Origin of the sequence: Myxococcus sp. CA056, assembly GCF_013336715.1 — a bacterium.
Taxonomy (GTDB): Bacteria; Myxococcota; Myxococcia; order Myxococcales; family Myxococcaceae; genus Myxococcus; species Myxococcus llanfairpwllgwyngyllgogerychwyrndrobwllllantysiliogogogochensis.
This window is the reverse complement of sequence record NZ_JABUMT010000003.1, coordinates 502831-528315: the sequence shown is the minus strand read 5'-3', so window position 1 is coordinate 528315 and position 25485 is coordinate 502831. Positions and strand designations below refer to the sequence as shown.

Sequence of the window (25485 nt, the reverse complement as noted above, 5' to 3'; positions counted from 1 at the left end):
GAATGAATGTGAGTGCAGTGCGGCGCGGTGCCGGTGCCTTGTTCGTGCTCTCGGTGCTGATGACGTCCTGCGTCCAGAGGCAGGAGGTGGGACTGGAGCGGGTGCGACGGGCAGGCGAGCTGCGGTGGGGCGCGGACGCGCAGGGTGGGGAGCCGTACGCGATGGAGGACCCGGAGGTGCCCGGGCGCATGCGTGGCTTCGAGGTGGAGCTGGCGGACGCGCTCGCGAGGGAGCTGGGCGTGCGCGCCCGCTTCATCCAGAACGACTGGTCCAGCCTGATTCCCTCACTGGAGCGCGGCTCGTTCGACGTGGCGCTGAACGGGATTGAAATCACGCCCGCGCGCAGTGGACGCATCCTCTTCACGCGTCCGTACTTCATCTTCCAGTTGCGACTGCTGGCCCGGCGCGATGACGACACCGTCACGGGCCTTGCGTCCCTGCGAGGTCGGCGGGTGGGGACGTTGGCCAACTCCCAGGCGTGGGATCTGCTCCAGCGCGAAGGCATCCAGGCGGTGCCGTACGAAGGCGTGGAGGAGCCGTACATCGACCTGGAGCAGGGGCGGGTGGACGCGGTGCTGATGGATGACCTCATCGCCCAGCGCTACGGACAGCCCCGGGCGGGGCTGCGCGTGGTGGGAGACGTGGGCGAGGGCTACTACGCCATCGCCGTGCGGCCGGGGGATGAGGACCTGCGCGCGGCGCTGGACGTGGCGTTGGGGCACATCTCCCGCTCGGGAGAGCTCCGGCGAATCTTCGCGCGGTGGAACATCGACAGCGCGGCGCAGCAGCGGATGGTGGAGTGGTCGGATGCGCAGACGCGCGAGGTGCTCGCGCAGACGCAGGCGCCCAGGCTGGGCTGGGCGCAGTGGGTGATGTTCCTCCAGGCTTCGCTGGTGACGCTGGTGGTCTCCGTGGGGGCGATGGCGCTCGCGGTGCCGCTGGGCATGGGGCTGGCGCTGGCGCGGCTGTATGGCCCGCGCTGGCTGGGGCGGCTGGCGTCGCTGTACGTGGAGCTGTTTCGCGGCACGCCGGTGTTGTTGCAACTCTATGTCCTCTACTACGGCCTCGCGGGCGTGTTGCGACTGGATGCGCTCAGCGCCGCGGTGCTGGGGCTGGGGCTGAACTACGCGGCCTACGAGGCGGAGGTGTACCGGGCGGGGGTGCTGGCGGTGCCTCGCGGGCAGTTGGAGGCGGCGCTCGCGCTGGGCATGTCCACGCCGCTGGCGCTGCGCCGGGTCATCTTCCCCCAGGCGTTCCGCGTCGCGCTGCCGAGCGCCACCAACGACTTCATCGCGCTGCTCAAGGACAGCTCCCTGGTGTCCGTCATCTCCGTTGTCGAGCTCACCAAGCGGATGACGATTACCGCGGTGGATGTTCGCAGCTGGTTGTTGCCCGGTGCGCTGTGCGCGGCGCTCTACCTGGCGATGAGCTACCCTCTGTCGCTCCTGGCGAGGCGGTTGGAAGCGAGGTTGGAACGCGGATGATTGAAGTGAAGGACCTGTGCAAGCGCTATGACGGGCGCACGGTACTGGACGGAATCAGCGCCTGCTTCGCCCCCGGTGAGGTGGTGGCGTTGGTGGGCCCCTCGGGCAGCGGCAAGAGCACGCTCTTGCGGTGCCTGAATGGACTCGAGCCGTTCGACGCGGGCTCCATCCGGGTGGGTGACGACGTGTTGACGCCTGGAGCGCAACGTGCGCGGGGCGCCCAGGTGTCCAACATCCGGCGCCGCGTGGGCTTCGTCTTCCAGCAGTGGCACCTGTTCGCGCACCGCACCGCGCTGGGCAACGTCATCGAGGCCCCCCGGTACGTGAGGGGCCTGGACGCGAAGGCGGCCACCGAGCTGGGGCGCGCGCTGCTGGAGAAGGTGGGCCTGTCGCACCGAGAGGGGGCCTATCCGTCGGAGCTGTCCGGTGGCGAGCAGCAGCGGGTGGCCATCGCCCGGGCACTGGCGATGGAGCCGGAGGCCTTGTTGCTGGACGAGCCCACCAGCGCGTTGGACCCCGAGCGGGTGGGCGAACTGGTGGAGCTGCTGTCACGACTCCGCGAGGACGGACTCACCCTGGTGGCGGTGACACACGAGATGCGCTTCGCCCGGGAGCTGGCCTCTCGGATGCTGGTGCTGCATGGCGGGCGCATCCTGGAGGAAGGTCCTCCGGCGCAGGTGTTGGAGCGGCCCCGACATGAGCGCACCCGGGCCTTCCTCGGCCTGGAGCGTACCGTGCGTCAGGAGCCGGCCGTGGAGCCCGAGCCGGGCAGAACCGGCGCCGCCGCCGTGTTCCCCGCGGCGACGGCGAGGGAGTGACATGCGCGCGGAGGTACAGCTCACGGAGGTAGGGCGGGGCGAGGGGCCGAGGGTGCTCCTGCTGCCTGGATTGGGAGCCCGTGGCTCGGGCTTCCGTGCGCTCGCCGGAGTGTTGTCCTCGGTTGCCCGTCCCGTGCTCGTCGAGTACCCGGAGGGTGAGCATGCGGCCCTGGGCGCGGGAGCCCTGGCGCGGCAGGTCCTGCGGGCCGCGGGGCCGATGGACGCGGTGGTGGCCAGCTCGTTCGGAGGCATGGTGGCCGCGCACCTCGCGGCGGCCGGCGTGGTGCGGGGCGTGGCGTTCCTGGGGTCTTTCACGCGCACGGCGCACCTCGGCCCTCGCGGCCTGCTCATCGGGATGATGGGGCCCATCGCCCTGTGGGGTCGGCCCGGTGTGGTCGCCGCGGGGCTGGCGGCGTGGCGGCCCGTCCCCTTCGCCCGAGTCCCGGAGGTGGTGCCCACCACCGCGCTGGAGCGCCGCAGCACGTGGCATCGCGCGCTCGCCATTCACGGCGAAGCGCCTCCTCCCGAGCTGCGGCGGCTGGACGTCTCCTGTGTCTGCATCCAGGGCGACCGGGACATGCTGGTGCCGCCCTCCACGCTGACGAAGCTGGGGGAGTCGCTGCCTCCCGGGACGCCCCGGCACCTGCTGCGCGGGGCGGGACACGTGCCGTACTTCACCCACCCGGAGGCGTGCGCGGAGCTGCTCAGGCCGTGGCTGGCCGGACTGTCGTTCGCGCGGAGTGTGTCGGCGGCCTGACGCGGGGAGATGCTCCTGTCCAGGGGTGGACGGAGTGAAAGGGGGATGTACGGGACGGCGGCCTGCCGCTACCGTGCGTCCCCGAATGCAGAACCGTTTCACGCGTGGTTTCGTCGTCTTCGTCGTCTTCTCCACCGGGTTCGCGTGGGCCGCTCCATCCGCACAGGATGCCGGCTCCGTGTCCGACGCCGTGCGCGCGGCCCCCGTATTGCCGTCGGCTCCCGACGCGGCGGCTCCGGTGCCTCCCGTCGCCGAGCGGCCACGCTCCGTGTTGCTGTTGGGCGACAGCCTCATCGCCACCGGCTTCGGGGACTACCTGCTGGCCAGGCTGGAGGCGCATCCGGAGATTCGCGCGTCGCGCCGCGCCCGGTCGTCCACGGGGCTGGCGCGTCCGGACTTCTTCGACTGGATGGAGGTGGGCGAGGAGGAAGTGAAGCGCCACCAGCCCGACGTGGTGGTGGTCATCCTCGGTGGCAATGATGGGCAGTCGCTGCTGGAGCGGAGTGGTGGCAAGCCGGTCCACTGGGGCAAGCCCGGGTGGGAGGACGCGTACCGTCGGCGCATCGACTCGTTCGCGAGCGTCATCGCCGCGCCGGGGCGGAAGATTGTCTGGCTGGAGCTGCCCGCGACGGGGCTGAAGCGCTTCGAGCAGAAGCTGAGCCTCATCAGGGGACTCCAGCGCGAGGTCATCAGCTCCCGCCCGGATGCGCGCTACGTCGACACGCGCGGGTACTTCACCGATGCGCACGGCAAGGCGCTGCTCCAGGCGCGCGTCGAGGGCTTCCGCAAGCCGATGAAGCTGCGCATGAGCGACGGCGTGCACTTCACCATCGCGGGCGGACGGTACTTCGCCAGCAAGGTGTACCCCGAGGTGCTCGGCGCGCTGGGGCTGCTTCGGGGCTAGCTGGCGACGCGCTAACACCCGCCTGTTGCCGCTCCCGTGAGGACCGAGCGCGGTGCCGCGCTGGTCCAGCTTCCTGCAAGGGCGTTGCGGCGTTGCTGCGCACCCGCGAAGACCGAGCCCTACGCGGGTTCACCTTCCTGAAAGGACGTTGTGGCGTTGTCGCACACCCCGCGAGGCCCGAGCGCTGCGCGACCACTGTGACGCCCGCGCGCGGCAACACCGCTGCGTTGCTGCGCACCCGCGAGGACCGAGCGCTGCGGGTCCACCTCCCCGCAAGGGTGTTGCCGCGAGGACCGAGCGCGGTGCTGCGCCGGTCCACCCCTCGCGGAGGTGCGAGCCGAGGGGCCGCGAATACTCGCGGCGCCCAGGGCGAGCTGCTTCAGTGGGGCGCGAGCGCGGTGACGAGCCGATCCGCCTGCTCGCGGATGTTCTTGTCCTCGCTGGCCTGGGCGCGCCGCGCGTGGGTGACCGCCGTCGCCGCGTCGCTGTCCGCCAGCGCGAGCGCCAGGTTGAGGTGCAGGCCCGGGTCGTCCGGGTTCGCCTTCAGCGCCTCGGAGAGCACCTTCCGGGCGGCGTTGGCGCCTCCGGGCTTGGACAGGTGCAGCACGGAGAGGTCGTTGGCCGCGCCCACGTCGCCAGGAGCGAACGTCAGCGTCTCCTCCAGCAGCTTCTTCGCCTCCGCGTCGTCGCCCAGCCTGCGCCGGACCTTGGCGAGCGCCACGCGCACCTGCGCATTGCCCGGGGCCTTCTCCAGCGCCTCGCGCAGGATGCGGTCGGCATCCTCGTTCTTGCCCGCCACGAAGGCGGACAGGCCATGCAGGTAGATGGCGTCCGCGCTCTCCGGCAGCTTCAGCCGCAGCTCGATGGCCGCGCGCATCGCCGCGTCGGGCGCCCCCGCGAAGAGGCACAGCGACGCGAACTCGCGGAACAGCGACGGCTCCGTGGGCTTGCGCAGGATGGCCTGCCGCAGCGTCACCAGCGCCGGACCAATCTGGCCCTGGAGCACCTGGACACGCGAGGCCAGCAGGAAGGGGAGGTGCTCGGTGCGAGTCGCCTCGGCCGCCTCCTGGTACGCCTTGAGCGCCGCGTCCAGGTTGCCCGTCCCCTGGTGCGCCTTGCCCAGGTACGTGAGCGTCTGGGCATTGCCCGGCTGCATCGCCAGCGCATGCTCCAGCGGGCTGACGGCCTGCGCGTACTTCTGGTGCGCGAGCAGCCCCCGGCCGTGGTTGAGCACCTCGAAGAATCCCGCCGTGGGCTGCGCGGCGAGGGCCGCGAGCAGCTCCAGCGCGCTCGCATCCCCCTTCTCGGCGTTCATCCGCGCCAGGTGGCTCAGCGCTTCGGGATGCGTGGGGTGGAGTGAGACCAGTTGGTCCAGGAGGCCGCGCGCCGCGTCCTCGTCGTGCTGCGCGAGGCGCAGACGCGCGAGGCCGAGCAGCGCGCTCGCGTCCTGGGGGTCCTGGTCGAGTGCGAGCTGGAACTCACGGGCCGCCTCTTTGAGGAGGCCCTGCTTCATCAGTCGCGCCGCGGAGGTAGCCAGCTTGGAGACGGCCATGGGTTCGCCGACTCTAGCCCAGCCCCGGGGGGCCAGGCATCGCCGGAATGCTCCGGATTCGCATTACAGGCCGAGGAAGTCGCCAACGCCCTCGATGATGTCCTTGCCCTTGTTCACCGCGCCGGAGAAGACGTCGCCGGCCGCGTCGACCACCGCGCCACCCGCGTTGATGGCACCCTCGGCCACGTTCTCCAGGACCTCGCCACCCGCGGCGGCCGCCGTCTCACCCACGGCCTTCAGCACGTTGCCCGCGTTGACCGAGCCCTCGATGTCCACACCCAGGCCCAGGCCCGCGGTGGCCTCGACGCCCACGTCGAACTCCAGGTTGCCGTTGTTCAGCCCGACGTTGGCGTGCGCGTCGCCGCTGACACCCGCGCTGGCGCTGGCGGTGATGCTGCCGGAGGCCAGGGTGTCGCCCTCGTGCTTCAGCTCGATGGAGCCGGTGAGGCTCGCCTGGGCACCCGCGAAGCCCGACGCGGAGGCGTTGATGGACAGGTTGCCGTCCGTGCCCACGTGCAGGTCCAGGTTGATGTGGCCCTCGGCGCCAATCTTGCCCATGGCCTCCAGGTCCAGCTCCACCGAGTACTTCTCACCGGCGATCTCGAAGTCCACCGTCTTGGAGGCCCCGGCGCCCGCTTCCACCAGCGTGGCGTCGATGTCCACCGCGAGATTCACATCGATGCCGGACAGGCCCACGTCCGCGTCCACCTTGGCATCCGCCGTAAAGGTCGGCCCCTGCGCGTACGCGCGGGTGTCGATGCCACCAGGACCCTTGCCGGTCACCTCGGTCCGCGCGCCACCCGCCTCGAAGCTGGACTGGCCGCTGACCACGTTGCCGCGCGGCTGCTCCACGTTGCCCTGCGTCTGCGTGTCCACGCGCGAGTTGCGCTGCTGGGTGCCGTTCCGGGGCGCCTGCTCCTCGCGCACGGGCGGGGGCGGCTCACGACGCGGAGGGGGCGGAGGCGGGCGGTAGGCAATGCGCGGGGGGGACATGAAGGGCTCCGTCTGGATTTCCGCGACGCCCGAAGTGGCGCCATGTGCCTTCATTCTCTGAAACCCCGACTACGAGTTTCCTCGCATCCTTCATTTTTTGAGAATCCGTCCAAGGCTCCGCCCGGACGTGGAGTCGACTCGCACGGGAGGTGAATTCACTGCCGGGCCTGGGGCGCGGAATACCCACGCCTGTTTCTCTTCAATGAGAGTGGTGGGAGGAGCCCGGCTCGCCGCCGGACAGGGGCGAGGGGCCACCGGGGCGCAGCCGCCGCACGGCGCGCAGCAGGAGCTGCTCGTCGCGGGGGTTGGCGAGGAAGCCGCGGGCGCCGAGCTTGCGGGCCCGCTCGAAGCCCTCGTCGTCGGAGCTGCCGTGGACGATGAGGGCGCCTTCGATGTGGACCTCACCGGCCAGCAGTCCCTCCATGGCCTGGATGGGCGCGAGCACCACGTCGCCGGGGCCGGTATGCAGGACGTCCAGGGGCGTGGCGACGCGGGCCTGGTGTCCGTGGCGCGCCAACTGCCGGGAGATGAGGACGGCGGTGACGGGGGGCCATCCATAGAGCAACAGAGGGCCCCCGGGGGCAGGCGCGGGGGTGGCGGCGGGCTCCGCGGGCCCCTCGATGCCGTACAGCTCCGACAGGGCGCGGGTGATGGCTGTGTCGGAGGCCACGTGTGCCTCGACGCGCGGCTTGCCGGTGATGGCGCGCACGGCGTCGACAGCTTCCAACGAGACGGGCGCGGGCAGGGCGATGTGGAGGACCTCGCGCTCGCCCTGCTCCAGCGGCACCAGCTCCACGCGCAGGGGCACGGCGCGGTGCTGCCGCGCGATGCGAGCGGGGAGGAGGTCCGCCATGCCGCGCTCGGGAGGCGTCAGGTCCAGGTCCACGGCCTCCACGCCGAGCTGGGCGGCGAGGCCGCGCAGCACATCCGCTTCCGAGCACACGCCCTCACGCACCAGGGCGCGTCCCAGGGGGACATGCGTCTCATGGTGGTGGACCAGTCCAACCCGGAGCTGGGCGCGGTTGAGCACTCCCATCTCCAGGAGGATTTCCCCGAGCGGACGCCTGGCACTGGATTCCATACACAGCAATCTTCACGCGGCAGCGCGCTTCGCGAGGCTCGAGCGCGGGTGCGCTTGCCCGCCCGCCCGGCCTTCAGCCTCGCGAGGGGAACACGCGCGCCCAGCTCTCCGGCTGGAAGCCCACGAGGACGGCGGTGGGCGTGACGAGCACGGGCCGCTTGACGAGCTTCCCGTCGGCGGCGAGCCACGTATGCAGCTCCGCGTCACTCGCCGCATCGACCTTGGCCTTGCCGAGCGCGCGGTAGCTCAGCCCGCTGGTATTGAGCCACTTCCGGACGGACACACCGCTACGGGGTATCCACTGCGCCAGCTCCGCGACAGTGGGCGGACTGTCGACGATGGGACGCACGCGGTGGGACACGCCCTGGGCTTCCAGCCACTTCAGCGCCTTCTTGCAGGTGGAACAGCCCGAGTAGGAGAGGACGAGGACCTCGTTCGACATGGCGCGCGCTTCTAGCAGCCCGGGCGCGGTTTGCGAGCGGCCATGACGCCGTGCTAGCGCGCCGGGTATGGACACGTCCGCCTCCGAGTGTACGAAGCGCTTCCTCATGATGGTGCTGACCCTGGGGGTGCTCGCCACCGCCTGCTCGTCGACGCCGGAGAAGCCCGGAGTCGTCCCCGAGCCGGATGGCGGCACGTCGGGAGGAGGGGACGGAGGGCCCATCATCGAGGTGCCCGAGGACGGTGGGACGATTGTCACCGGCACCTTGTCCGGGACGCTGACGGAGGCGGGCTCTCCGTATCGCGTGCTCGGCGACGCGCAGGGTGTCGTCACCATCCCCAAGGGGCAGGTCCTCACGGTGCAGCCCGGCGTCATCCTCGACTTCAAGGGGCGCCCCGAGGTGACGGAGGCCGACGTGGAGGCGGGCGCGGCCGACAGCGTGATGAACCACCATGACGGGCGCGTGGAGGTGCGCGTGTACGGCGGCATCCAGGTGCGTGGCACGGCGGACAAGCCCGTGCTGCTCACCTCCACCAACCGCTACGGCTGGTGGGGGATGAACTTCTTCGGTGAGAACTCCGTGGGTGACGGAGACCCCGTCTTCGAGCACATGGTCTTCGAGAAGGTCCGCAAGAATGACTACAACGGCAACCGCGACAAGACGCGCGGCGCGCTGTGGGCCTACTACCCGGGGCCGGTGACGATTCGGCACTCGGTGTTCCGCGACAACATGGCGTCGGCCAAGTGTGGCGCGCTGGACTTGATGTTCACCGTGGGCTCGCGCGTGGAGGACACGCTGTTCGAGGGCAACCGCACGTCGGATATCGACCGCTTCGCGCAAGCAGGCACGTCGTCCATGGCGGGCGGCGGGGCGATGTGCGTGACGCACGGGCGCGACTCCGTGGTGCGCGGCAACACCTTCCGCGACAACGGCCTGGAGGCGTTCCGGGGCGCTGTCACCAGCTCGCTCGAGCCGCGCCCCATCCTCGCGTGGCCCAACTCCCAGAACACCTATGACCTGGGCGGAGGCGGCGTGCTGCACTATTTCCAGCCGAACAATGACCTGGTCGAGGACAACCTCTTCGAAGGCAACTTCGTGACGCAGGGCCCGGCCGCGGCCATCTACCTGGAGGACATGGGCACGCGCGCCCTCACGTTGCGCGGCAATCGCTTCCTGGAGAACCGCGCGGGCGCGGGCGGCGTGGTGGTGTGCAACCGGGGCAGCGGAGCGGTGGAGCTGGTGGTGGCCGCCGACAACGTCTTCACCGGCAACACCGCCAACGGGCGTCCGGCGCCGAATGTGTCGGGGGACTGCACCACGGCGGCGCAATAGCCGCGTGTCCCCTCACGTCACTGGGGAGGCTCTGTCCCGGTGAGTGTCTTCACCACGCGGCGGGCGGCGCGGCCCAGCCTCACGCCCGCGCGGTGGTGGAGCTTGGGCAGGAAGGCGTGGGTGGAGCCGCTCGAGGGCTTCAGGAGCTTGAGCTCGCCCCGGCGCAGCTCGCGCGAGGCCAGGTGCTCGGGCAGCCACCCGTAGCCCAGGCCTTCCAGAATCGCCGCCTTCTTCGCCGCGAAGTCGTTGAGGTGCACCGTGGAGCGCATCTCCAGGGAGACGGTGCTGAGCTGGAGCCGGGGGTCGGAGCCGCGCACGGTGAGCAGCAGGTGCTCCGACAGCTCCTCTTCCTGGAGCGTCCCGCGCCTGCGCCGTGCCAGCGGATGGGAGCGGTGGGCCACCAGCAGCGCCTTCAGCTCCGGCAGCGCGTAGCTGCGCAGGCCTGGTAGCGAGGGCGGAAGCACGGACACCATGAGGTCCGCCTCGTCCCTCACGAAGGCCGCTTCCACTCCGGCCAGGAACTCCGACGACACATGGAAGCGCGTGCCGGCGCCCTCGGCTCGCAGCGCCTTCACCACCCGCAACAAGGGCTCCGCTGGGAAGACGCCGTCGAAGACGATGCGCAGCGTGGGCTCCCAGCCCGCGCGAATCTCCGCGCACGTCGCCTCCAGCTCCCGCTCCGCCGCGAGCAGCTTGCGACAGTGCTCCAGCACGCGCTCTCCCGCGGGCGTCAGCCGCGTCCGATAGCCGCGCCTGTCGAGCAGCTCCAGCTCCGTCTGTCCCTCCAGCGTGCGCAGGGTGTAGAGCACCGCCGTGTGCCCCTTTCCCAGCGCCTGCGCCGCGGCGGCGAACGTGCCGTGTCGGGCGAGGGCGTCCAGCGCACGGGCCTGCTCCAAGGTGACGTTCATCGCCCGCATTGTGCACGCCCCTGACAGTCAGCGCTGACCCACCGTCACAACTGCAACTGTGACGCAGTGCGGCTTACTTGTGTGATGGGTGCTGTTCTAGAGTCAACGCTCCACTCGACGGAGGGGTTTATGACGGGAAGGCTGAGTTGGGCCCTGGCAGCGGCGGTCGCATTGGGTTCCGCGGGCGCGAGCGCTCAGGAAGTCGCGACGTACAGCGCGCCGACGGGACTGGAAGTCACGGTCGGCCTCGGGTTTCAGGCGGGAGCGGGTTACGTCTACAAGAACGGTGCACGGTTGGACCGCACCGTGGGTGATGTGAAGTTGAGCGACGCCGCGAACGGCGCAGTGCCCTTCCTGGTGGAGGTGGGCTACCGCGTGACGCCGAACTGGTTCGTCGGCGCGTACGGCAGCTACTCGTACATCCTCACCAAGGAGAATCCGTACTCCTGCTTCGAGGGTTGGGAGTGCGCGGCCTCGCAGCTGCGCTTCGGTCCTCAGGTGCAGTATCACTTCTCGCCCACGGCCTCGTTCGACCCCTTCGTCGGCGTTGGCTTCGGCATGGTGCTCCTGAACAACGAGAACTCCGGCCCCACGCAGGTTCAGGTGGGACCTGGGGCGCCCGTCACGGCGAACCTGAAGCTGAAGAGCCAGACGCGTGGTCCCGAGTTCGTGAACGTCACCGTCGGCGGCAAGTGGCGCCTGGGGCACTCGCTGTCCTTCGGCCCCTACCTCACCGGCACCTACGCGCGTTACACGACGCGCTCGGGTGACACCACGCTGGCGCTGCCCGCGCCGCTGCCCACCACGACGACGCCGCTGGGCCCCGCCGAGGACGGTCCGTACGGTCTCATCATGCTGGGCATCCGAGGCAGCTGGAACATCTGAACCGTTGAGCTGTTGAACCGGGGGTCTGCTTCGGGCTGACCCCTGGTGTGACGCGGAGTGCCCAACGCTCCGCGTCGCCCCTTCCGCGAGGAAGAGGGCGGTCCTTCCGAGATGATTCAGGCCCGGCAGACGCGTCAGAGTACGGGCGGAGTCGTTCATCTCGATAGGAGTCGCCCATGATTCGGAAGTGGTGGAGTGGCGCGTGTGGTGTCGCGAGCGCGGTGGCCATCCTGGGAGCACTGCCCGCGAGTGCCCAAGCCCTGACGCCGCCTGACTGGCAACGACAGCTGGGAAGTACCGCGGACGAGCTGGCGCTGGCCGTCACCTCCGTGGGCGACGCCGTCTACATGGCGGGCCACACCGGCGGACAGCTCGGCTCCGAGGTGTCGTCGGGCGGTCAGGACCTCTTCGTTTCGAAGCACGGCGTGGACGGCACGCTTCGCTGGGTGCGGCAGTTGGGCACGGCGATGAATGACCGGGCGATTTCGGTGACGGCGGACCTGGCGGGCAACGTCTACGTCGCGGGCTACACGTGGGGCAGCTTCCTTCCGTACGTCAACGCGGGTGGCACGGACTTCTTCGTGCTGAAGCTCGACGCGAAGGGCGCGCTGGAGTGGGTGCAGCAGTTCGGCACGGAGACGGACGACTTCGCCACCGGCATCGCCGTCACGCGCCGCGCGGGACAGGACGGCCTCTTCGTCGCGGGCTATTCGCTGGGGCGCATCGACGGGACTCCCACGCCGGGCAACTACGACGTGGTGGTGGCCAAGTTCGACACGGGTGGCAACCCGTACTGGATGCGGCAGTTTGGCTCGGCGCGGAGCGACATTGCCCTGGGCGTGGCGGTGAGCCCGCGCGAGGACATCTACGTCGCGGGTTACACGCTGGGCAGCCTCGACGGTGTCACGGCGACGGGAAACACGGTGGACCTGTTCCTGGCGAAGTATGACGTGCTCGGGAAGGCGCAGTGGGTACGTCAGCTGGGCTCGGCGAGTGACGAGTACGGCACGGGGGTCGCCGTGGATGAAGACGGCGCGGCCTATGTGTCTGGCTACACCTTCGGTGCGCTCGACGGGAACGTCCGAGTGGGCACGTACGACGCGGTGCTGGTGAAGTATGACGAGGCGGGCACGCGGCAGTGGACGCGGCAGCCTGGTACGACGACCACGGACTATGGGCAAGGCGTCGCGGTGGGTGTGGATGGCACCGTGCACCTGGTGGGGCACACGTCGGGCGCGCTGGATGGCAACGTGTCACTGGGTGGCAGTGACGTGTTCCTGTCCACGTACGACAAAGCGGGCAACCCTCTTGGCACGCGTCAGGTGGGCTCCAGCACGTCGGACCGCGGGCAGGCCGTGGCCGTCGGCGACGACGGGGCCGCGTACGCGGTGGGCTACACCTGGGGCGCTCTGCCCGGGAGCGCCAGGGCGGGTGGCTACGACGCCATCCTCTTTCGCTTCTGAGTAAGGCCGAGCTGGCGCACTCTCGCCGGGGCGGGCGTCGCGACGCAGGTTCGCGGCACCTGCTTGCTTCGATGCGGAGGACCTTGGAGCTCTCATGATGGGCGAGTGTCGCGGCACCTGCTTGCTTCGATGCGGAGGACCTTCGAGCCCTCAAGATGGGCGGGTGTCGCGAAGCAGGTTCGCGGCACCTGCGTGCTTCGATGCGGAAGACCTTCGAGCTCTCATGATGGGCGGGTGTCGCGAAGCAGGTGCGCGGCACCTGCTTGCTTCGATGCGGAGGACCTTCGAGACGTCATGGTGAGCGGGTGTCGCGACGCAGGTTCGCGGCGCCCGTTCGCTTCGCGGGAATGCGCTTTCACTCAGTCACTCGGGGCGAGGCGCGGGCACCGGCACCGGCGGGTGTCGAGGCGGTGGCCTGTCGAGCGCTCGCTGGGGACGGATGTCGGGCGGCAGGCGTGGACACCCGCTCACGCCGAGGCGATGTACCTTTCAATCACGCGGAAGGGCGGACGAAGGAGCGGGGTGATGGAGTTCGATTCAAGCGCGCGGACGGGACGCTACAAACGGGCTGCCGCCGAGGCGGCGGTGGACCGGTTCTTCCTACCGGGGATGCGCGTGGGCCTGGGCACCGGGAGCACCGCGGCCTTCGCGGTGCGACGGCTGGCGACGCTGCGCGGACAGGGACACCTGCTCGATGTTCTCGGCGTCCCCACGTCACGCGCCACGCAGGCGCTGGCGTTGGAACTGGGAATCCCCCTCACCACGCTGGAGGAGCACCCCGAGTTGGACGTCACCATCGACGGCGCCGACGAGGTGGCGCCAGACCTGTCCGTCATCAAGGGGGGAGGCGGCGCGCTGCTGCGCGAGAAGATCGTCGCCCAGGCCAGTCGCCGCGTCGTCATCGTCGCGGACGTGGCGAAGCTGTCACCGAAGCTCGGCACCCACTGGCCCGTGCCGGTGGAAGTGCTGTCGTTCGGTTGGCGCTCGCAGCTGCGCTTCCTCGAGTCCCTTGGCGCTCGCGTGACACCGCGCAAGGGCGCCAACGATGCGCCTTTCGTCACGGACCAGGGCAACCTCGTCCTCGACTGCGCCTTCGGTCCCCTCGATGCACCTTCGACACTGGCCGAACGTCTGGGCGCGCGTGCGGGAATCGTCGGCCATGGCCTGTTCCTCGGCATCGCCACGGACCTGATGGTGGCGGGCCCCGGGGGCGTCGAACACCGCGTGCGCCCCACCTGAGTCGGCCCCTGGCATGCGGGGCCCGTGCGAGGGTGCCCATCCGCCCGCATGACGTGCTGGCGGTCGTGTGTCGCGTGGGTGGGCGAGTGTCGCGTGGGTCACGAGCGCTCCACCATTGGGGGCTCTCGCACGTGGGTCGCGCGACGTGGACGTAGGCGACTGTCGGGCGCGCTCGGCGGTGATTCTCGCGGGCTTGGAAGAGCGTGGAGCGCGGCCCTCACATGGTGCGTCAAAAAGTGCGAAGGCCACGACAGCGCGCGCGGTTACACTCGGCTGCGTTCCAGCGCTTCAGAGGGGGTTTCCGGGGGCTGCTGGCTCAGAGGGTGCCTTTCGTATGCGAATCATCCGTTACTGCCTCCCCGCGGCACTGCTGTTGGTGACCGCCTCCTGCTCAGGCGACACATCTGGCGGAGACCCTCCCGAGGTGTCGGAGGCGTCCCCCGCGCGAGTGCGTCGCATCACCCGCGCCGAATACGACAACAGCGTCTACGGCATCGTGAAGAACCCCACGCTGGTGCCCATGGCGCAGCTCTTCGCGCCCGAGGACGCCATCCTCGGCTACACCACGCATGATCGCCTCCAGGTGACGCCGCTGCTCGCGGACCAACTGGACTTCGCGGCGGAGCGGAACTGGGGTCCTGTCGCGGCCAACAACCTGGCCAGCGAGTACGCCTGCGCCGAGGGACAGAACGAAGAGGACTGCGCACGCTCCTTCATCCGCGCGCTGGGCGCTCGCGCCTTCCGTCGGCCGGTGACGGCCGAGGACGAGAAGGACCTGCTCGAGTTGTGGAAGGCGGTGCGCAAGGACACGGACCCGAAGAAGGCGGCCGAGTACGTCATCCAGGCGGTGCTCACGTCGGCGTCGTTCCTCTACCGCACGGAGTTGGGCGAGCCCGGTGGACCGGCGAACAGGGTGGTGTGGCTGACGCAGCAGGAGATCGCCACGGCGCTGGCGTTCGCCGTGACGGGTGCGCCTCCTGACGCGGAGCTGACCACCGCCGCCAGCTCGGGGCAGCTCAAGACGGCCGATGCGCGCGAGGCCCAGGCACGTCGCCTGCTGCAGACGGAAGCGTCCAAGAGGTACCTCCAGCGCTTCGTCATGGAGTGGCTCGGGCTGACCGGCCTGGAGAGCGTCAACAAGAACAACCAGGTGTTCCCGGACTTCAGCCAGATCTTCAAGCTCTCCGCGAGCGCGGAGACGACGACCTTCATCGACCACGTCCTCACCAACGAGGGTGGCTCCGTGAAGGAGCTGCTGGGCGCGAACTACACCTTCGCGAACGGCCTGATGTCGCTGTTCTACGGCACGTCGCAGACGTCAGATGGCCGCATCGGCCGGGTTCCTCTGCCGGAAAACCGGGTGGGCATCCTCACGCATGCGAGCGTGCTGACGACGTACGCGCTGTTCGATTCCAGCTCGCCCATCCGTCGCGGCAAGTTCGTCCTCACGCGCCTTCTGTGCCGTGAAATTCCGCCGCCCCCGCCGTCCGTCATCATCATCCCGCCCGCCGTCAATCCGGACAGCACCACCCGCGCCCGCTTCGCCGCCCATACCGACAACCCCACCTGCGCGGGCTGCCATCGCCAGCTGGACCCCATCGGCTTCGGCATGGAGGACTACGACGGCCTGGGCAAGTACCGCACGACGGAGAACGGCCTGGACGTGGATGCCAGCGGCTCCGTCGAGCACGCCAACGGCAAGTTCACCTTCACGGGCGGCGCCGAACTCGCGCGCTGGCTCGCCAGCAGCGAGGACGTGGCCGACTGCGTGCCGCTGCAGCTCTTCCGCTACGTCATGGGGCGGGATGAGGACACCGTCGATGGGCCGATGCTCACCGACATGCGCTCGCGCTTCCGCGCGGACCCGAAGCTGAAGCTGGGCGATGCCCTCGTCGGCCTCGTCCGCTCACCGTATTTCGTCCACCGGCGCACCACTTCCCCCGAGTAGCCACCATGCTCCGCGAACTCTCACGACGCTCCCTGATCAAGACCCTGGCGGGCTCGGCGGCGGCGCTGCCCCTGGCCAACCTGCTCGGCACCACGGACGCGTATGCCCAGGGCACCACGCCCCCCATGCGCTTCATCGCCATCTTCACCTCCCACGGGTGCCTGCCGGAGTACTGGAGTCCGAAGGGCGGCGAGCTGGACTTCAACCTCGACTTCCCCAACTCCATGCTGGCTCCACTCCAGCGCCACCGCTCCAAGCTGCTGGTGCTGGATGGCCTGGACTACCAGGTGCTCTACGAGCACGGCCTGACGGGCCACGAGGGCGGTCCCGTCACGTTCCTCACCGGCAGCAAGGTCAACACCGCCAGCGGTGACGACCTTCCGGAGAACGCCTCGTTGGACCAGGTCCTCGCGGCGCAGATTGGCGGCGCCACGCGGTTCCGCTCCCTCCAGCTCAACGCGTGGGAGCAGTTCGGCGGCCAGCACGTCTACAACAGCATCAGCTTCACGCCGAACGGCGGCCGCGTGCCCTTCGAGAGAGACCCCGCGGGCGTCTACCAGCGCCTGTTCGGCGCCGCGCCGTCGCCGACCTCGGACCCGGGGGAGAACGCGCGCACGCTCGCGCGTCGCAAGAGCCTGCTGGACTACCTGGTCAAGGACGCCACCCGGCTGCGCAACCGGCTGGCGGGCGCGGAGCGGCAGAAGCTGGAGACGCATCTGGAGTCGCTGCGCGACATCGAGCGCCGGCTGGGCTCGCTGAGCACGGCGCCCGCGCCCTCGCAGGAGCCCGTGCCGGCGGAGGCCGCGTGCAGTGGTGGTGCGGCGCCTCCGGCGTTCGACCTGGGGCAGCTCGGCAACCTGGAGAACATGCCGACGCTGACCAAGCTCCACATGGACCTCATCGTCCGGGCCTTCGCGTGTGACTTGACGCGCGTGGTGACGATGACGATTCCGGGCCCGTCGATGCCGTGGCTCGGCATCCACGAGGACACGCACAACGACCTGGCGCACCGCCTGGACGTGACGGACGAGCCCTTGCGCTCGCAGATTCGCGGGAAGATGGTGCAGGTGCAGCGCTGGTACGCCGAGCAGGTGGCGTACCTCATGGACGGCCTGGCCTCCGTGCAGGAGGGCAGCGGCACCGCGCTGGACAACACCCTCATCCTCTGGGGCAACGAGCTGGGGGATGCGTCCGGCCACATGAACGTGCGCGTGCCCACGGTGCTCGCGGGCGGCGCGGCCGGGAAGTTCCGCATGGGCCGCTTCCTGCGGCTGCGTCCGGAGGGCTCCGACCCGCTGATCGGCTGGAGTGGCCCAGGCACGCCGATGCCGGATGCGGTGGCCCACAACAAGCTGCTGGTGTCCATCGCCCAGGCCTTCGGGGTGAACGTGAACACCTTCGGCCATCCGGACTTCAAGGGCCCCCTGTCGGGCCTCACCTGAGTCCGGTGTCTCGCGGCGGGGCCGGACGTCCCGCCGCGAGCCTCCCTTCGGGCCTGGAAGACGGGCTCGAAGGGCAGGCGTATCCCCGCCGTCGCGTCAGGGGGACCGGGACTTCGGTGCCGTGTCCCCTCCGCGCCACCGGCGCAGCAGCTCGGAGGCGCTGCCGCCTCGCTCCAGCCGGGCCTCCGTCACCGTCCCCGCCGCATCCACCCGCACCACGAAGGTGAGCGTGGGCTCGCCGTGCAGGTGGTAGCGCAGGTCGGCGACGCGCACCTCTCGCCCCGACTCCACCTGCGTCACCGTCACCACGGGGAAGCGCGCCCACGCCAGGGCCTCGCGCACGGTGGGCACCTCGCGCAAATCTCCGGGCAGCACGTCCACGGGCGCCGTCACCCTGCGGGCCTCTCTGGGCTCTCCCAGGAGCGTCACGTCTCCGGCGGCCAGGACGTCGCCAGGAAGGCGGGCCACGTACCGCCACGTGCTGAAGGAGAAGGGCGCGGGGAAGACGCGCACGGACTCGGCCCCGGGATGGGCGCCGTCCACCCGCCGCGTCAGCACGCTCCAGGACACGACGCGTGCTCCCACGTAGGCCATGGAGCAGGCGAGCCCCAGGAGCAGCGCGCGCCGCCACACCGCGCGCCGTCGCCACGCCACCACCGCCCCCGCCACCAACGGCAGCGTCACCCACGGGTCCACCACCACCGTCCAGTCCAGGCTCAGCCGCGCATCCGAGAAGGGCAGCAGCACCCGCGTGCCCCAGCCCGTCCACAGGTCCGGCAGCAGGTGCGCGAAGAGCACGGAGGTGAGGCTGGTGAGGAACACCGGGGGCAGCCGGGTGTCGCGGCGGAACACCGCCCAGGCGACGAGCGTGGCGGCCAGGGCGACGACGGGCGCGAAGAAGAGCGAGTGGGACAGGCCCCGGTGCGCATGGAGCGCCACCGTCACCGCGTCGCCCCTCGCCAGCAGGGTGTCCAGGTCCGGCAGCTCGGCGGCCAGCACGCTCGCCAGCAACACCGCGCGGTCCGTGGATGAAGAGCGCTCCGGAGAGTCGGGGCGTACGTCGGGCCGGCGCAGCGCGCCGACAGCCAGTCCCAGGAGTCCGTGCGTGAGGTTGTCCATGGCGCCCGTGGCTCTAGCGCCTTCCTCCCACGGGGGCCAGCGGCGGGACGCAAGACAACGCCTTGCGCCCCGTCGCCAGTCAGACGACTGCTTCAGCCAGTGGGCCTACGACTACCCGCCCAGCGCGCCGTTGATGAGCGGCGCGACAATGCCCATGCCCGGGTCCTCGGCGTTGTAGCCGTTGGCGGGCTCGTAGATGCGCACGCGCTGGTTGTTGTTCACGAAGCGCGTGAGGAACGTGTCCATGCCCACGAACTCGCTGCGGCACGTCCACGACTGCCACGGCGCTTCAATGTACTCGTACCACTTCTTCTTCTCCATCCGCTGGCAGGCGTGCGCGCCGATGAAGGTGATGATGGTGCTGCAGTGGCTGGAGTTGATGGCCCGCTCGTGCGGGATGAAGTAGCTGAAGTTGTTGTACTTGTTCAGCTCCGTCACCAGCGCGGCCTCGTCCGTCTTCCAGTAGGCGTGCACGGACTCCTTGTCGTTCGGCGTGTGGAAGCGCTCATAGGAGAAGCGCGAGTAGTTGTAGTCACGCGTGTAGCCCGTGTACGCGAGCTGGTCGTTCGGGAACTCCGTGGCCACCATGCGGTTGATGGTGCCGAAGTCGCTCTGGCTGAACGACGCGGGCAGCAGGCCGAACACGGAGTTCAGGTTCCACGACTCACGAATCTTGTCGTGCAGGGCGCGCGACTTGAAGTTGGCGTTGGGCGCCAGGAAGATGGGGCCGGAGTCGTTGAGCAGGTAGCCCTGCGCCGGGTTGATGATGCGACGCGCGAAGTAGTAGCCCGCCGACGTCGCCGTGCCGCCCGCGCTGTAGCCCGTCATCAGGAACTTCTGCACGTTGGGGAACTGCGTCTTCGCGTAGTTCGCCACCGCCAGCGTGTTGGTGTAGCCGCTGTGGTGCCAGGTGAGCGGCGGGTTGGCGCCCGTCTGGTCCACGTACGTCTTCACGTTGTTGCCGATGTGCACGTCGCCGGTGCAGTACGGCACGTAGACGATGTTCCAGCCGTTCGTCACCAGGTTCGTCTTGCTGCGCAGCGGCAGGCCCGGGTCGGCGCCGTTGACGAGCGGCGAGACGTACTTCGCGGTGAACTGGGTGATGTAGTCGTCGGCGATGCCGTTGGGGTTCGCCGCGCCCAGGAGGCCCGCACGGCCGCTACAGGTGTCGTAGTCCCAGCACGCGCCGCCACCTTCGAGCAGCATCAGCAGGTTGGGCGAGTTCGTCTTGTGGATGAAGAACTTGAACTGGGAGCCATTGCCACACTTCGTCCCAGGCAGCTCCACCTTCTGCCAGTTGTAGTTGTTGCCGCCATCCACCAGCACGCTGACGATGGATGAGACGATGACTTCCGAGCGGGCGGCGCTGGGGACCATCAGCGCAGCGACAGCGAGGCACGCCACGAGTACGCGCTTCATGCAGGCTCCTCCGGGTTTGGGGGGAAACCGGCTCTATAGCCCACGTTGACCCGAGAGTCAGTCCTGAATGTGTTGTTTCATGTTTCGAGCATCACGGTGGATTGTGATGCATTGCGGCATGACAAGGGTTGGTTGCCATGTGCGCGAGGCACGCGGTATTCGGACGTCATGTCCGATAATGCTGGGTCGAAGCGTCTGGGCTGGCTGGCGGGGCTCGGGGGCGTGGCGCTGGTGGCCGCGCTCGTGTTCGCCCTGAGCGGAGAGGCGCCGCCCCCGGTGCCCGAGCCAGAGACGGCCACCGCGCCAACCCCGCCCCCCGCCGCGCCCTCGCGGCCCGCCCCGCCCACCCCTCCGCAAGGAATGACAAGCAGCGTCATTCCGGAGACGCTCCGGGCGCCGGAGCCCGAGCCTGAAGGGGACGGCGAGCCCCAGGCCTATCCATTGGATTTGGAGGCGCTGCGCGCGAAGCTGCCGGACAACCTGTACTGGGAGCTGGGCGCGCCGACGAAGGACCCGGAGCTCTTGCGCAAGCGCGAGGAGGAGACGCGCAAGTGGAATGAAGTCTTTGGCCGGGTGCAGTCGGGTGACGCCACCGAGTCTGAGATTCACCAGTACTACGACCGACGACGCAAGGTGTCAGAGGACATGTTGCGGTTCGCGACCACGGTGCTGGAGGAGCAGGGCGACAAGCTGCCCGAGCGTGACAAGGGTTTGTACGAGCTGAGCATCAACATGCACCGCACGCGGCTGTCGGAGTACCCCCGACAGGAAGAGGAGTCGCTCGCGCACCGCCGCTCGCAGGAGCAGCGCCGCGAGCAGTGGCGTCAGGGACAGCCGCAGCCCTGAGCGCGCCCGCTCGTGTCGGATAGTGAAAGCTTGCGGGGGCGCACGGCCGGACGCCGGATTGGAGCGCCCCGCATGCTCCGCTAGAGACGCGGGGCATGGTGGTGGAGACGCGTCGGACGGGTTTGCCCGGAGAGGGCGAACGCGAGGAGGGCTCTTCCGAGGAGGAGTCGCGCCAGCCCACGGGGGAGCTCGAGCAGCGGGTGCTGGAGCGGACGGCCGCCCTGGAGGCGGCGCTGCGGGTGCGCGACGAGTTCCTGTCCGTGGCCTCCCACGAATTGCGCACGCCCCTGACGTCGCTGCGGCTCTACGTGGATGGGCTGGTGCGCTCCGCGCAGCTCGGCGCGCTCGGGCCTGAGGATGTGCCTCGGCGTCTGGCGCGGGTCCAGGACCAGTGCGGGCGGCTCGACAGGCTCATCGCCACGCTCCTGGACGTGTCGCTGTTGTCCACGCAGCGGCCCGTGCTGGATTTGGAGGAGGTGGACCTGGGGCAGTTGGTGCGCCACACCGTGGAGCGGATGGAGGAGGACGTGCGGCGGGCCGGCTGTGATTTGTGCCTGCGCGCCCCGCCCGGCATCGTCGGCGCGTGGGACCGCACGCGCGTCGAGCAGGTCTTCACCAACCTGCTCACCAATGCCTTGCGGCACGCCGCGGGGACGGCCATCGAGGTGGCGCTGCGCGCGGAGCCACACTTCGTGCTCCTCTGGGTGAGGGATGAGGGGCCGGGCATCTCCCCGGAGGACCAGGCGCGGCTGTTCCAGCGCTTCTCGCGTCTGGACCCGACGCGGCCGGGCTTCGGGCTGGGGCTGTGGATTTCCCGCCAGCTCGTGGAGCTCCATGGGGGCAGCCTGTCCGTGGAGAGCGCCCCAGGTCAGGGCGCCCGCTTCACCGTGAGACTGCCGCTGCCGGCACCCTTGCCGCCGCCGGGCCCTTGAGGGCCTGTCTGGCCCCAGGGCGCCGAGTGTTGTCTGACGAGCAGAGGTGTGGGAGGTAGCGGTGGGCTGACACGAGGGAAGTGCTAAGCGGGAGCTGGGGGCCTTGACCCGCATCCGCACCGAGCGCGTGGACCATCACTTGACCGGACAAGGGTTTGCCAACGCCGCCGCGTCCCCCGTGGACGTGGAGGGACTCGACACCGTTCTGTGGGACCAGTTCCCGGAGAGTGTCGCCGTCTGCGCGCCGGACGGTTCGTGCCTCTACGCGAACCCGTCGATGGAGCGTGCCTTCGGAGGCCCCCGGGCGGAGCTGCTCGGCCGCTCGTTGTGGGAGCTGTATCCGCAGGTCGTGCGAGAGCAGCTCCAGGCGCGGTTCCAGCGCGTGGCGGCGGCGGGCGAGCCGGAAGCCTTCGAGTGGCACTTCGCGTCCGAGGACCGCTGGTTCGTGTTGCGCCTGTTCCGGGGCCATGGCCGCGTCTACGTCTTCTCGCGAGAGAACACGGCGGAGAAGAAGCAGGAGGCCATCCTCCGGGGCCTCTACGACGAGACGCGGCGCGCGCAGCGGCATGCGGCCTTCCTGGCGCAGGCCAGCGAGGTGATGACCTCGTCCCTGGAGCACGACGAAATCCTCCAGCGGCTCACCTCGCTCGCCGTGCCTCCCCTGGCGGATGGGTGCAGCGTGGACGTCCCCCTGCCCGACGGGAGCGTGCGGCGGGTCGCCATGGCGCACGTGCGGCCGGAGCTGGTGGCGCGCACGCGTGCGTACCATGAGCGCTACCCCATCCGGATGGATGATGCCCACGGGGTGGGCAAGGTGCTGCGCACGGGGGCCACGGAGTTCGTGGCGGAGCTGCGGCCGGAAGCGCTCGCGCAGGGCATCGCCGACGAGGCCCGGCGCCGCGCGACGCAGGAGCTGGGCCTGACGGCGTACATCATCGTGCCCTTGATGAGTCGGGGGCAGGTGCTCGGGGCGCTCTCGCTCGTCAACACCGAGGGCGGCCGGCGCTACACGCAGGCGGACGTGCGGCTCGCGGAGGACCTGGCGCGGCGCGCGGCCACGTCGCTGGACAACGGGCGGCTCTACACGGAGGCGCAGGAGGCGGTGCGCGCCCGGGACTCCTTCCTCTCCGTCGCCTCGCATGAGCTGAACACGCCGCTCACCTCGCTGACCCTCAACGTCCAGGCGCTGCGCCGCCAGCTGGAATCTCCCAGGGCGAGCCCCGGGGACGTGGCGTCCGAGTCCGTCTCCAACAAGGTGATGGCCGTGCAACGGCAGCTCTCCCGACTGTCCAGTCTGGTGCGCGAGCTCCTGGACGTGTCGCGCATCACCGCGGGCAAGCTGCGGCTGGAGCGGGAGGAGCTGGACCTGGCCGCGCTCACGCGGGAGCTGGTGCCGCGCTACGCGGAGGAGCTGTCGCGAGCGGGGTGCTCGTTGCGGCTGGAGGCGCCGGGGCCCGCGACGGGCAGTTGGGACCGGCTGCGTGTCGAGCAGGTGCTCCAGAACCTGCTGTCCAACGCCATCAAGTATGGCCGGGGCCACCCCATCGAGGTGAGCGTGGGCGCGGACGCGGAGCGGGCCTGGCTGTCCGTGCGGGACGAGGGCGTGGGCATCGCCCTGGAGGCGCAGCCGCGTCTGTTCCATCGCTTCGAGCGGCTGGCCAGCGAGCGGCACTACGGCGGCCTGGGGCTGGGCCTGTGGATTGTCCGGCAGATTGTCGACGCCATGGGCGGGCGCATCCTCGTGCGCAGCGCGCCCGGTCAGGGTTCCACCTTCACAGTGGAGTTGCCGCGCCAGCCGCCGGAATGAGGTGCGAGCGCGCGCCCGAGGACACCACCCAGAGCTGATGGGAGGTGCGGGTGATGGCCACGTGCAGGCGGCGGCGGGACTCGTCATCCACGGGCCAGGCGCGCGCGGTGACGTCCGGGAGGATGACGTAGTCGAACTCCAGGCCCTTCACGCTGCCCACGTCCGTGACGTCCACGCCGGGCTCGAAGGAGAACTCACCGTCCTTCACCCGGCGCGCCCACGCCTGGTCCGCGACGACGCGATAGACGGCGTCGGCCGACTCGGGGCTGCTGGCGATGACGCCCACGGAGGCATGGGGCTCGCGTGAGACGAGGTCCCTCAGGGCCTCGCCGACGAAGAGTTGGGCCTGGGCCTCGACGGGGAAGTGGTGGAAGCCCACCGGCGCGCCCGCGCGGGGCGGCTGCGCGGTCGACTCCGCCGGAGCCTGGGTGCCGAGCACCTGTCGCGCCAGCTCGACGACGGACGCCGGACAGCGGTAGGAGACCTGCAGCCGGCAGGTGGACGCGTCGCGGATGCCCAGTTCGTCGAGCGCCTCGGGCCAGCCCGCGAAGCCCGCCTCGGTCTGCTGCATCTCATCGCCCGCGAGCGTGCAACTGCGGCCCTTGCCCAGCAGCTTGCGCACGACGAACAGCTCGAAGAGGGAGAAGTCCTCCGCCTCGTCCAGGACCATGTGGGCCAGTCGCTCCAGGCCGAGCGGACCCTGCTGGGCCTTGAGGAACATGAGGATGGGCAGGTCCTCCAGGTCCACCGTGCCGGCCAGGGCGTAGGGCGTGTCGTCCTCGAGCGCCTTGCCGTCCACGGTGATGAGTCGCTCCGGGTCGGTGATGTCCTTGAGCTCCTTCTCCAGCGGTGTGGAGCGCTGCAGGCGCGTGTGCTCCAGCACCTCGTCGATGACGGTGCGCGGCAGTTCGCCCTTCGCCTTGTTCACCACGTCTTCGACGAAGTGCCGGTCCAGGTACGCGTCCGCCAGGCGCCGGTGCAGCCGCTCCAGCGTGGTGCCCGCCTGTGTCTTGGGCGCGCCGATGCGGCCGAGCAGCAGTCGCCGCAGCGCGGGGTGGCGCTTGAAGCGCGACACGAGCGGCGGTGTCTCAGGGCTCAGCTTGATGCCCGGCAGATTGAACGCGGAGCGCGCCGTGGCCAGGAGCCAGTGGTCCAGCGTATCCACCGAGACGCGGCCCAGGCCCAGGGGCGCGAGCAGTCGGCGCGACAGCCGGGCCAGGCCCTCTTCGGGGACGATGAGCTTCATCCGCGCCTGCGGGTACTTCGCCGGGTCGTCGAAGGCAATCTTCGCCAGCCGGTGCAGGGCCACCGTCGTCTTCCCACTGCCCGCGCTGCCCAGCACCAGCAGCGGGTGCGAGGCGTCCACGCTGACGGCCTCGTACTGCTCGGCGTCCAGGAGGGCGGTGACACCGAAGGCATCCTCCGCGCGCCGTGCGCCCTTGCCCGTCCCCAGGGCTCCGGGCCGAGCGGCCGACCCCGCGCCACCCGCTCGCAGCGCGGTGACGTCTCGGCCCACGCCATGCCACGTGCCGTCCTGCGCGCGCTCCAGCACGAGGGCGCCGGAGATGATGCGCGTCAGCACTCCTCGCTCGATGACGACGAGGCGGCGCACCTCGACGGTGCCCTCGGCCAGCCGCTCGCCGAACTGTTCCTCGTACGCGTCGCCCTCCTCGTACGAATAGAAGACGCGGGCGATGGGGGCGAAGCGCCAGTCGATGACGCGCACTCCGGCGCTCACATCCGCGAAGGTGGTGCGCCCGAGCAGATAGTCGCGCGGACCGGCGTCGCCAGCCAGGCGCAGGTGCGCGAAGTAGGGGGCCTGGGCGTCCGGGAGCTGCGCGCTCTCCTGCCGGTCCAGCAGGGCCCGCGTCTGGTCCATCTGGAAGAAGAGGTGGGGAAGGTCGGCCTCGGCCGCGCTCGCCGCCTCGTCGCGGAGCGCCTGGAGCTGCGCGACGAGCCCCCGGTCCTCCTGCGCCCGTCCGGCCTTGCGACGCGCGGCCTCCAGCGTCGCCTGGACGCGCGTCAGCAGCGCCTCCTCCTCGGCGATGATGGCCCGGACGTCTTCGGAGAGGTGTCCCTGCGCATGCGTCATGGGCGCCAAGGTGAACCGCGC

General features: G+C 70.1%; 21 protein-coding genes. 13 read left to right on the top strand and 8 right to left on the bottom strand.

Translation table 11 applies throughout. The features are described 5' to 3' along the window. The first annotated feature begins 2 nt into the window (after positions 1–2). From HUA76_RS16605 to HUA76_RS16590, 4 genes are all read left to right on the top strand, one after another. A complete protein-coding gene (locus HUA76_RS16605; protein WP_254614261.1) occupies positions 3–1484 on the top strand; it encodes an ABC transporter substrate-binding protein/permease in 1482 nt (493 codons plus the stop codon). Further along, entirely contained in the window at positions 1481–2302 is an 822-nt protein-coding gene (locus HUA76_RS16600; RefSeq protein ID WP_174453213.1) for an amino acid ABC transporter ATP-binding protein, read from the top strand. The genes HUA76_RS16605 and HUA76_RS16600 overlap by 4 nt, the downstream gene beginning before the upstream one ends. A gap of 1 nt (position 2303) precedes the next feature. Continuing rightward, positions 2304–3059: an alpha/beta fold hydrolase gene (locus HUA76_RS16595; RefSeq protein WP_174453214.1), complete on the top strand. Its 756-nt coding sequence runs from the start codon at positions 2304–2306 to the stop codon at positions 3057–3059. A gap of 85 nt (positions 3060–3144) precedes the next feature. Beyond that, entirely contained in the window at positions 3145–3963 is an 819-nt protein-coding gene (locus tag HUA76_RS16590) for a DUF459 domain-containing protein (RefSeq protein WP_174453215.1), read from the top strand. A gap of 379 nt (positions 3964–4342) precedes the next feature. On the opposite strand, the gene HUA76_RS16585 is transcribed toward HUA76_RS16590, so the two are convergent. From HUA76_RS16585 to HUA76_RS16570, 4 genes are all read right to left on the bottom strand, one after another. Beyond that, on the bottom strand, positions 4343–5515 hold the full coding sequence (locus HUA76_RS16585) for a tetratricopeptide repeat protein (protein WP_174453216.1): 1173 nt from the start codon (positions 5513–5515) through the stop codon (positions 4343–4345). 63 nt (positions 5516–5578) lie between these two features. Further along, entirely contained in the window at positions 5579–6508 is a 930-nt protein-coding gene (locus HUA76_RS16580) for a Circumsporozoite protein (protein ID WP_174453217.1), read from the bottom strand. Positions 6509–6707: 199 nt separating this feature from the next. After that, a complete protein-coding gene (locus HUA76_RS16575; RefSeq protein WP_174453218.1) occupies positions 6708–7589 on the bottom strand; it encodes a general secretion pathway protein GspE in 882 nt (293 codons plus the stop codon). Between the two features lie 73 nt (positions 7590–7662). Beyond that, positions 7663–8031 (bottom strand): Spx/MgsR family RNA polymerase-binding regulatory protein, encoded by a 369-nt coding sequence (locus HUA76_RS16570; protein ID WP_174453219.1) that lies wholly within the window; start codon positions 8029–8031, stop codon positions 7663–7665. Between the two features lie 67 nt (positions 8032–8098). Between HUA76_RS16570 and HUA76_RS16565 the strand changes: the two genes are divergently transcribed. Next, positions 8099–9364 (top strand): right-handed parallel beta-helix repeat-containing protein, encoded by a 1266-nt coding sequence (locus HUA76_RS16565; RefSeq protein ID WP_174453220.1) that lies wholly within the window; start codon positions 8099–8101, stop codon positions 9362–9364. Positions 9365–9381: 17 nt separating this feature from the next. Here HUA76_RS16565 and HUA76_RS16560 read toward each other — a convergent pair whose 3' ends face one another. After that, complete coding sequence (locus tag HUA76_RS16560) at positions 9382–10272, bottom strand: LysR family transcriptional regulator (RefSeq protein WP_246137871.1); 891 nt, start codon at positions 10270–10272, stop codon at positions 9382–9384. 129 nt (positions 10273–10401) lie between these two features. Here HUA76_RS16560 and HUA76_RS16555 point away from each other — a divergent pair, with 129 nt between their 5' ends. The 5 genes from HUA76_RS16555 to HUA76_RS16535 all read left to right on the top strand — a co-directional run bounded on the left by HUA76_RS16555 (position 10402) and on the right by HUA76_RS16535 (position 17249). Next, positions 10402–11157 carry an outer membrane beta-barrel protein gene (locus tag HUA76_RS16555; RefSeq protein WP_174453221.1) on the top strand — a complete coding sequence of 252 codons (756 nt, stop codon included), beginning with the start codon at positions 10402–10404 and terminating at the stop codon, positions 11155–11157. Positions 11158–11333: 176 nt separating this feature from the next. Further along, positions 11334–12620 carry an SBBP repeat-containing protein gene (locus HUA76_RS16550; protein WP_174461428.1) on the top strand — a complete coding sequence of 429 codons (1287 nt, stop codon included), beginning with the start codon at positions 11334–11336 and terminating at the stop codon, positions 12618–12620. Positions 12621–13145: 525 nt separating this feature from the next. Continuing rightward, positions 13146–13859, top strand: a complete 714-nt coding sequence (gene rpiA / locus HUA76_RS16545; protein WP_174453223.1) for a ribose-5-phosphate isomerase RpiA — start codon at positions 13146–13148, stop codon at positions 13857–13859. 334 nt (positions 13860–14193) lie between these two features. Beyond that, complete coding sequence (locus HUA76_RS16540) at positions 14194–15807, top strand: DUF1592 domain-containing protein (RefSeq protein WP_174453224.1); 1614 nt, start codon at positions 14194–14196, stop codon at positions 15805–15807. A 5-nt stretch (positions 15808–15812) separates the two neighbouring features. Further along, complete coding sequence (locus HUA76_RS16535) at positions 15813–17249, top strand: DUF1552 domain-containing protein (RefSeq protein WP_174461427.1); 1437 nt, start codon at positions 15813–15815, stop codon at positions 17247–17249. A gap of 96 nt (positions 17250–17345) precedes the next feature. On the opposite strand, the gene HUA76_RS16530 is transcribed toward HUA76_RS16535, so the two are convergent. Both HUA76_RS16530 and HUA76_RS16525 read right to left on the bottom strand, forming a co-directional pair. Next, on the bottom strand, positions 17346–18368 hold the full coding sequence (locus tag HUA76_RS16530) for a metal-dependent hydrolase (protein WP_174461426.1): 1023 nt from the start codon (positions 18366–18368) through the stop codon (positions 17346–17348). Positions 18369–18479: 111 nt separating this feature from the next. Continuing rightward, the gene (locus tag HUA76_RS16525) at positions 18480–19787 is read right to left on the bottom strand and encodes a pectin acetylesterase-family hydrolase (protein WP_141649147.1); all 1308 of its coding nucleotides are present in this window, start codon (positions 19785–19787) and stop codon (positions 18480–18482) included. A gap of 168 nt (positions 19788–19955) precedes the next feature. On the opposite strand from HUA76_RS16525, the gene HUA76_RS16520 reads away from it, so the two are divergent. From HUA76_RS16520 to HUA76_RS16510, 3 genes are all read left to right on the top strand, one after another. Beyond that, positions 19956–20633 carry a hypothetical protein gene (locus tag HUA76_RS16520; protein ID WP_174453228.1) on the top strand — a complete coding sequence of 226 codons (678 nt, stop codon included), beginning with the start codon at positions 19956–19958 and terminating at the stop codon, positions 20631–20633. A gap of 95 nt (positions 20634–20728) precedes the next feature. After that, on the top strand, positions 20729–21565 hold the full coding sequence (locus tag HUA76_RS16515; protein ID WP_174453229.1) for a sensor histidine kinase KdpD: 837 nt from the start codon (positions 20729–20731) through the stop codon (positions 21563–21565). A 103-nt stretch (positions 21566–21668) separates the two neighbouring features. Beyond that, positions 21669–23372 carry a PAS domain-containing sensor histidine kinase gene (locus HUA76_RS16510; protein ID WP_174453230.1) on the top strand — a complete coding sequence of 568 codons (1704 nt, stop codon included), beginning with the start codon at positions 21669–21671 and terminating at the stop codon, positions 23370–23372. Here the strand turns inward: HUA76_RS16510 and HUA76_RS16505 are convergent. Further along, positions 23338–25464 (bottom strand): ATP-binding domain-containing protein, encoded by a 2127-nt coding sequence (locus HUA76_RS16505; protein WP_174453659.1) that lies wholly within the window; start codon positions 25462–25464, stop codon positions 23338–23340. The genes HUA76_RS16510 and HUA76_RS16505 overlap by 35 nt on opposite strands. Positions 25465–25485 lie beyond the last annotated feature (21 nt).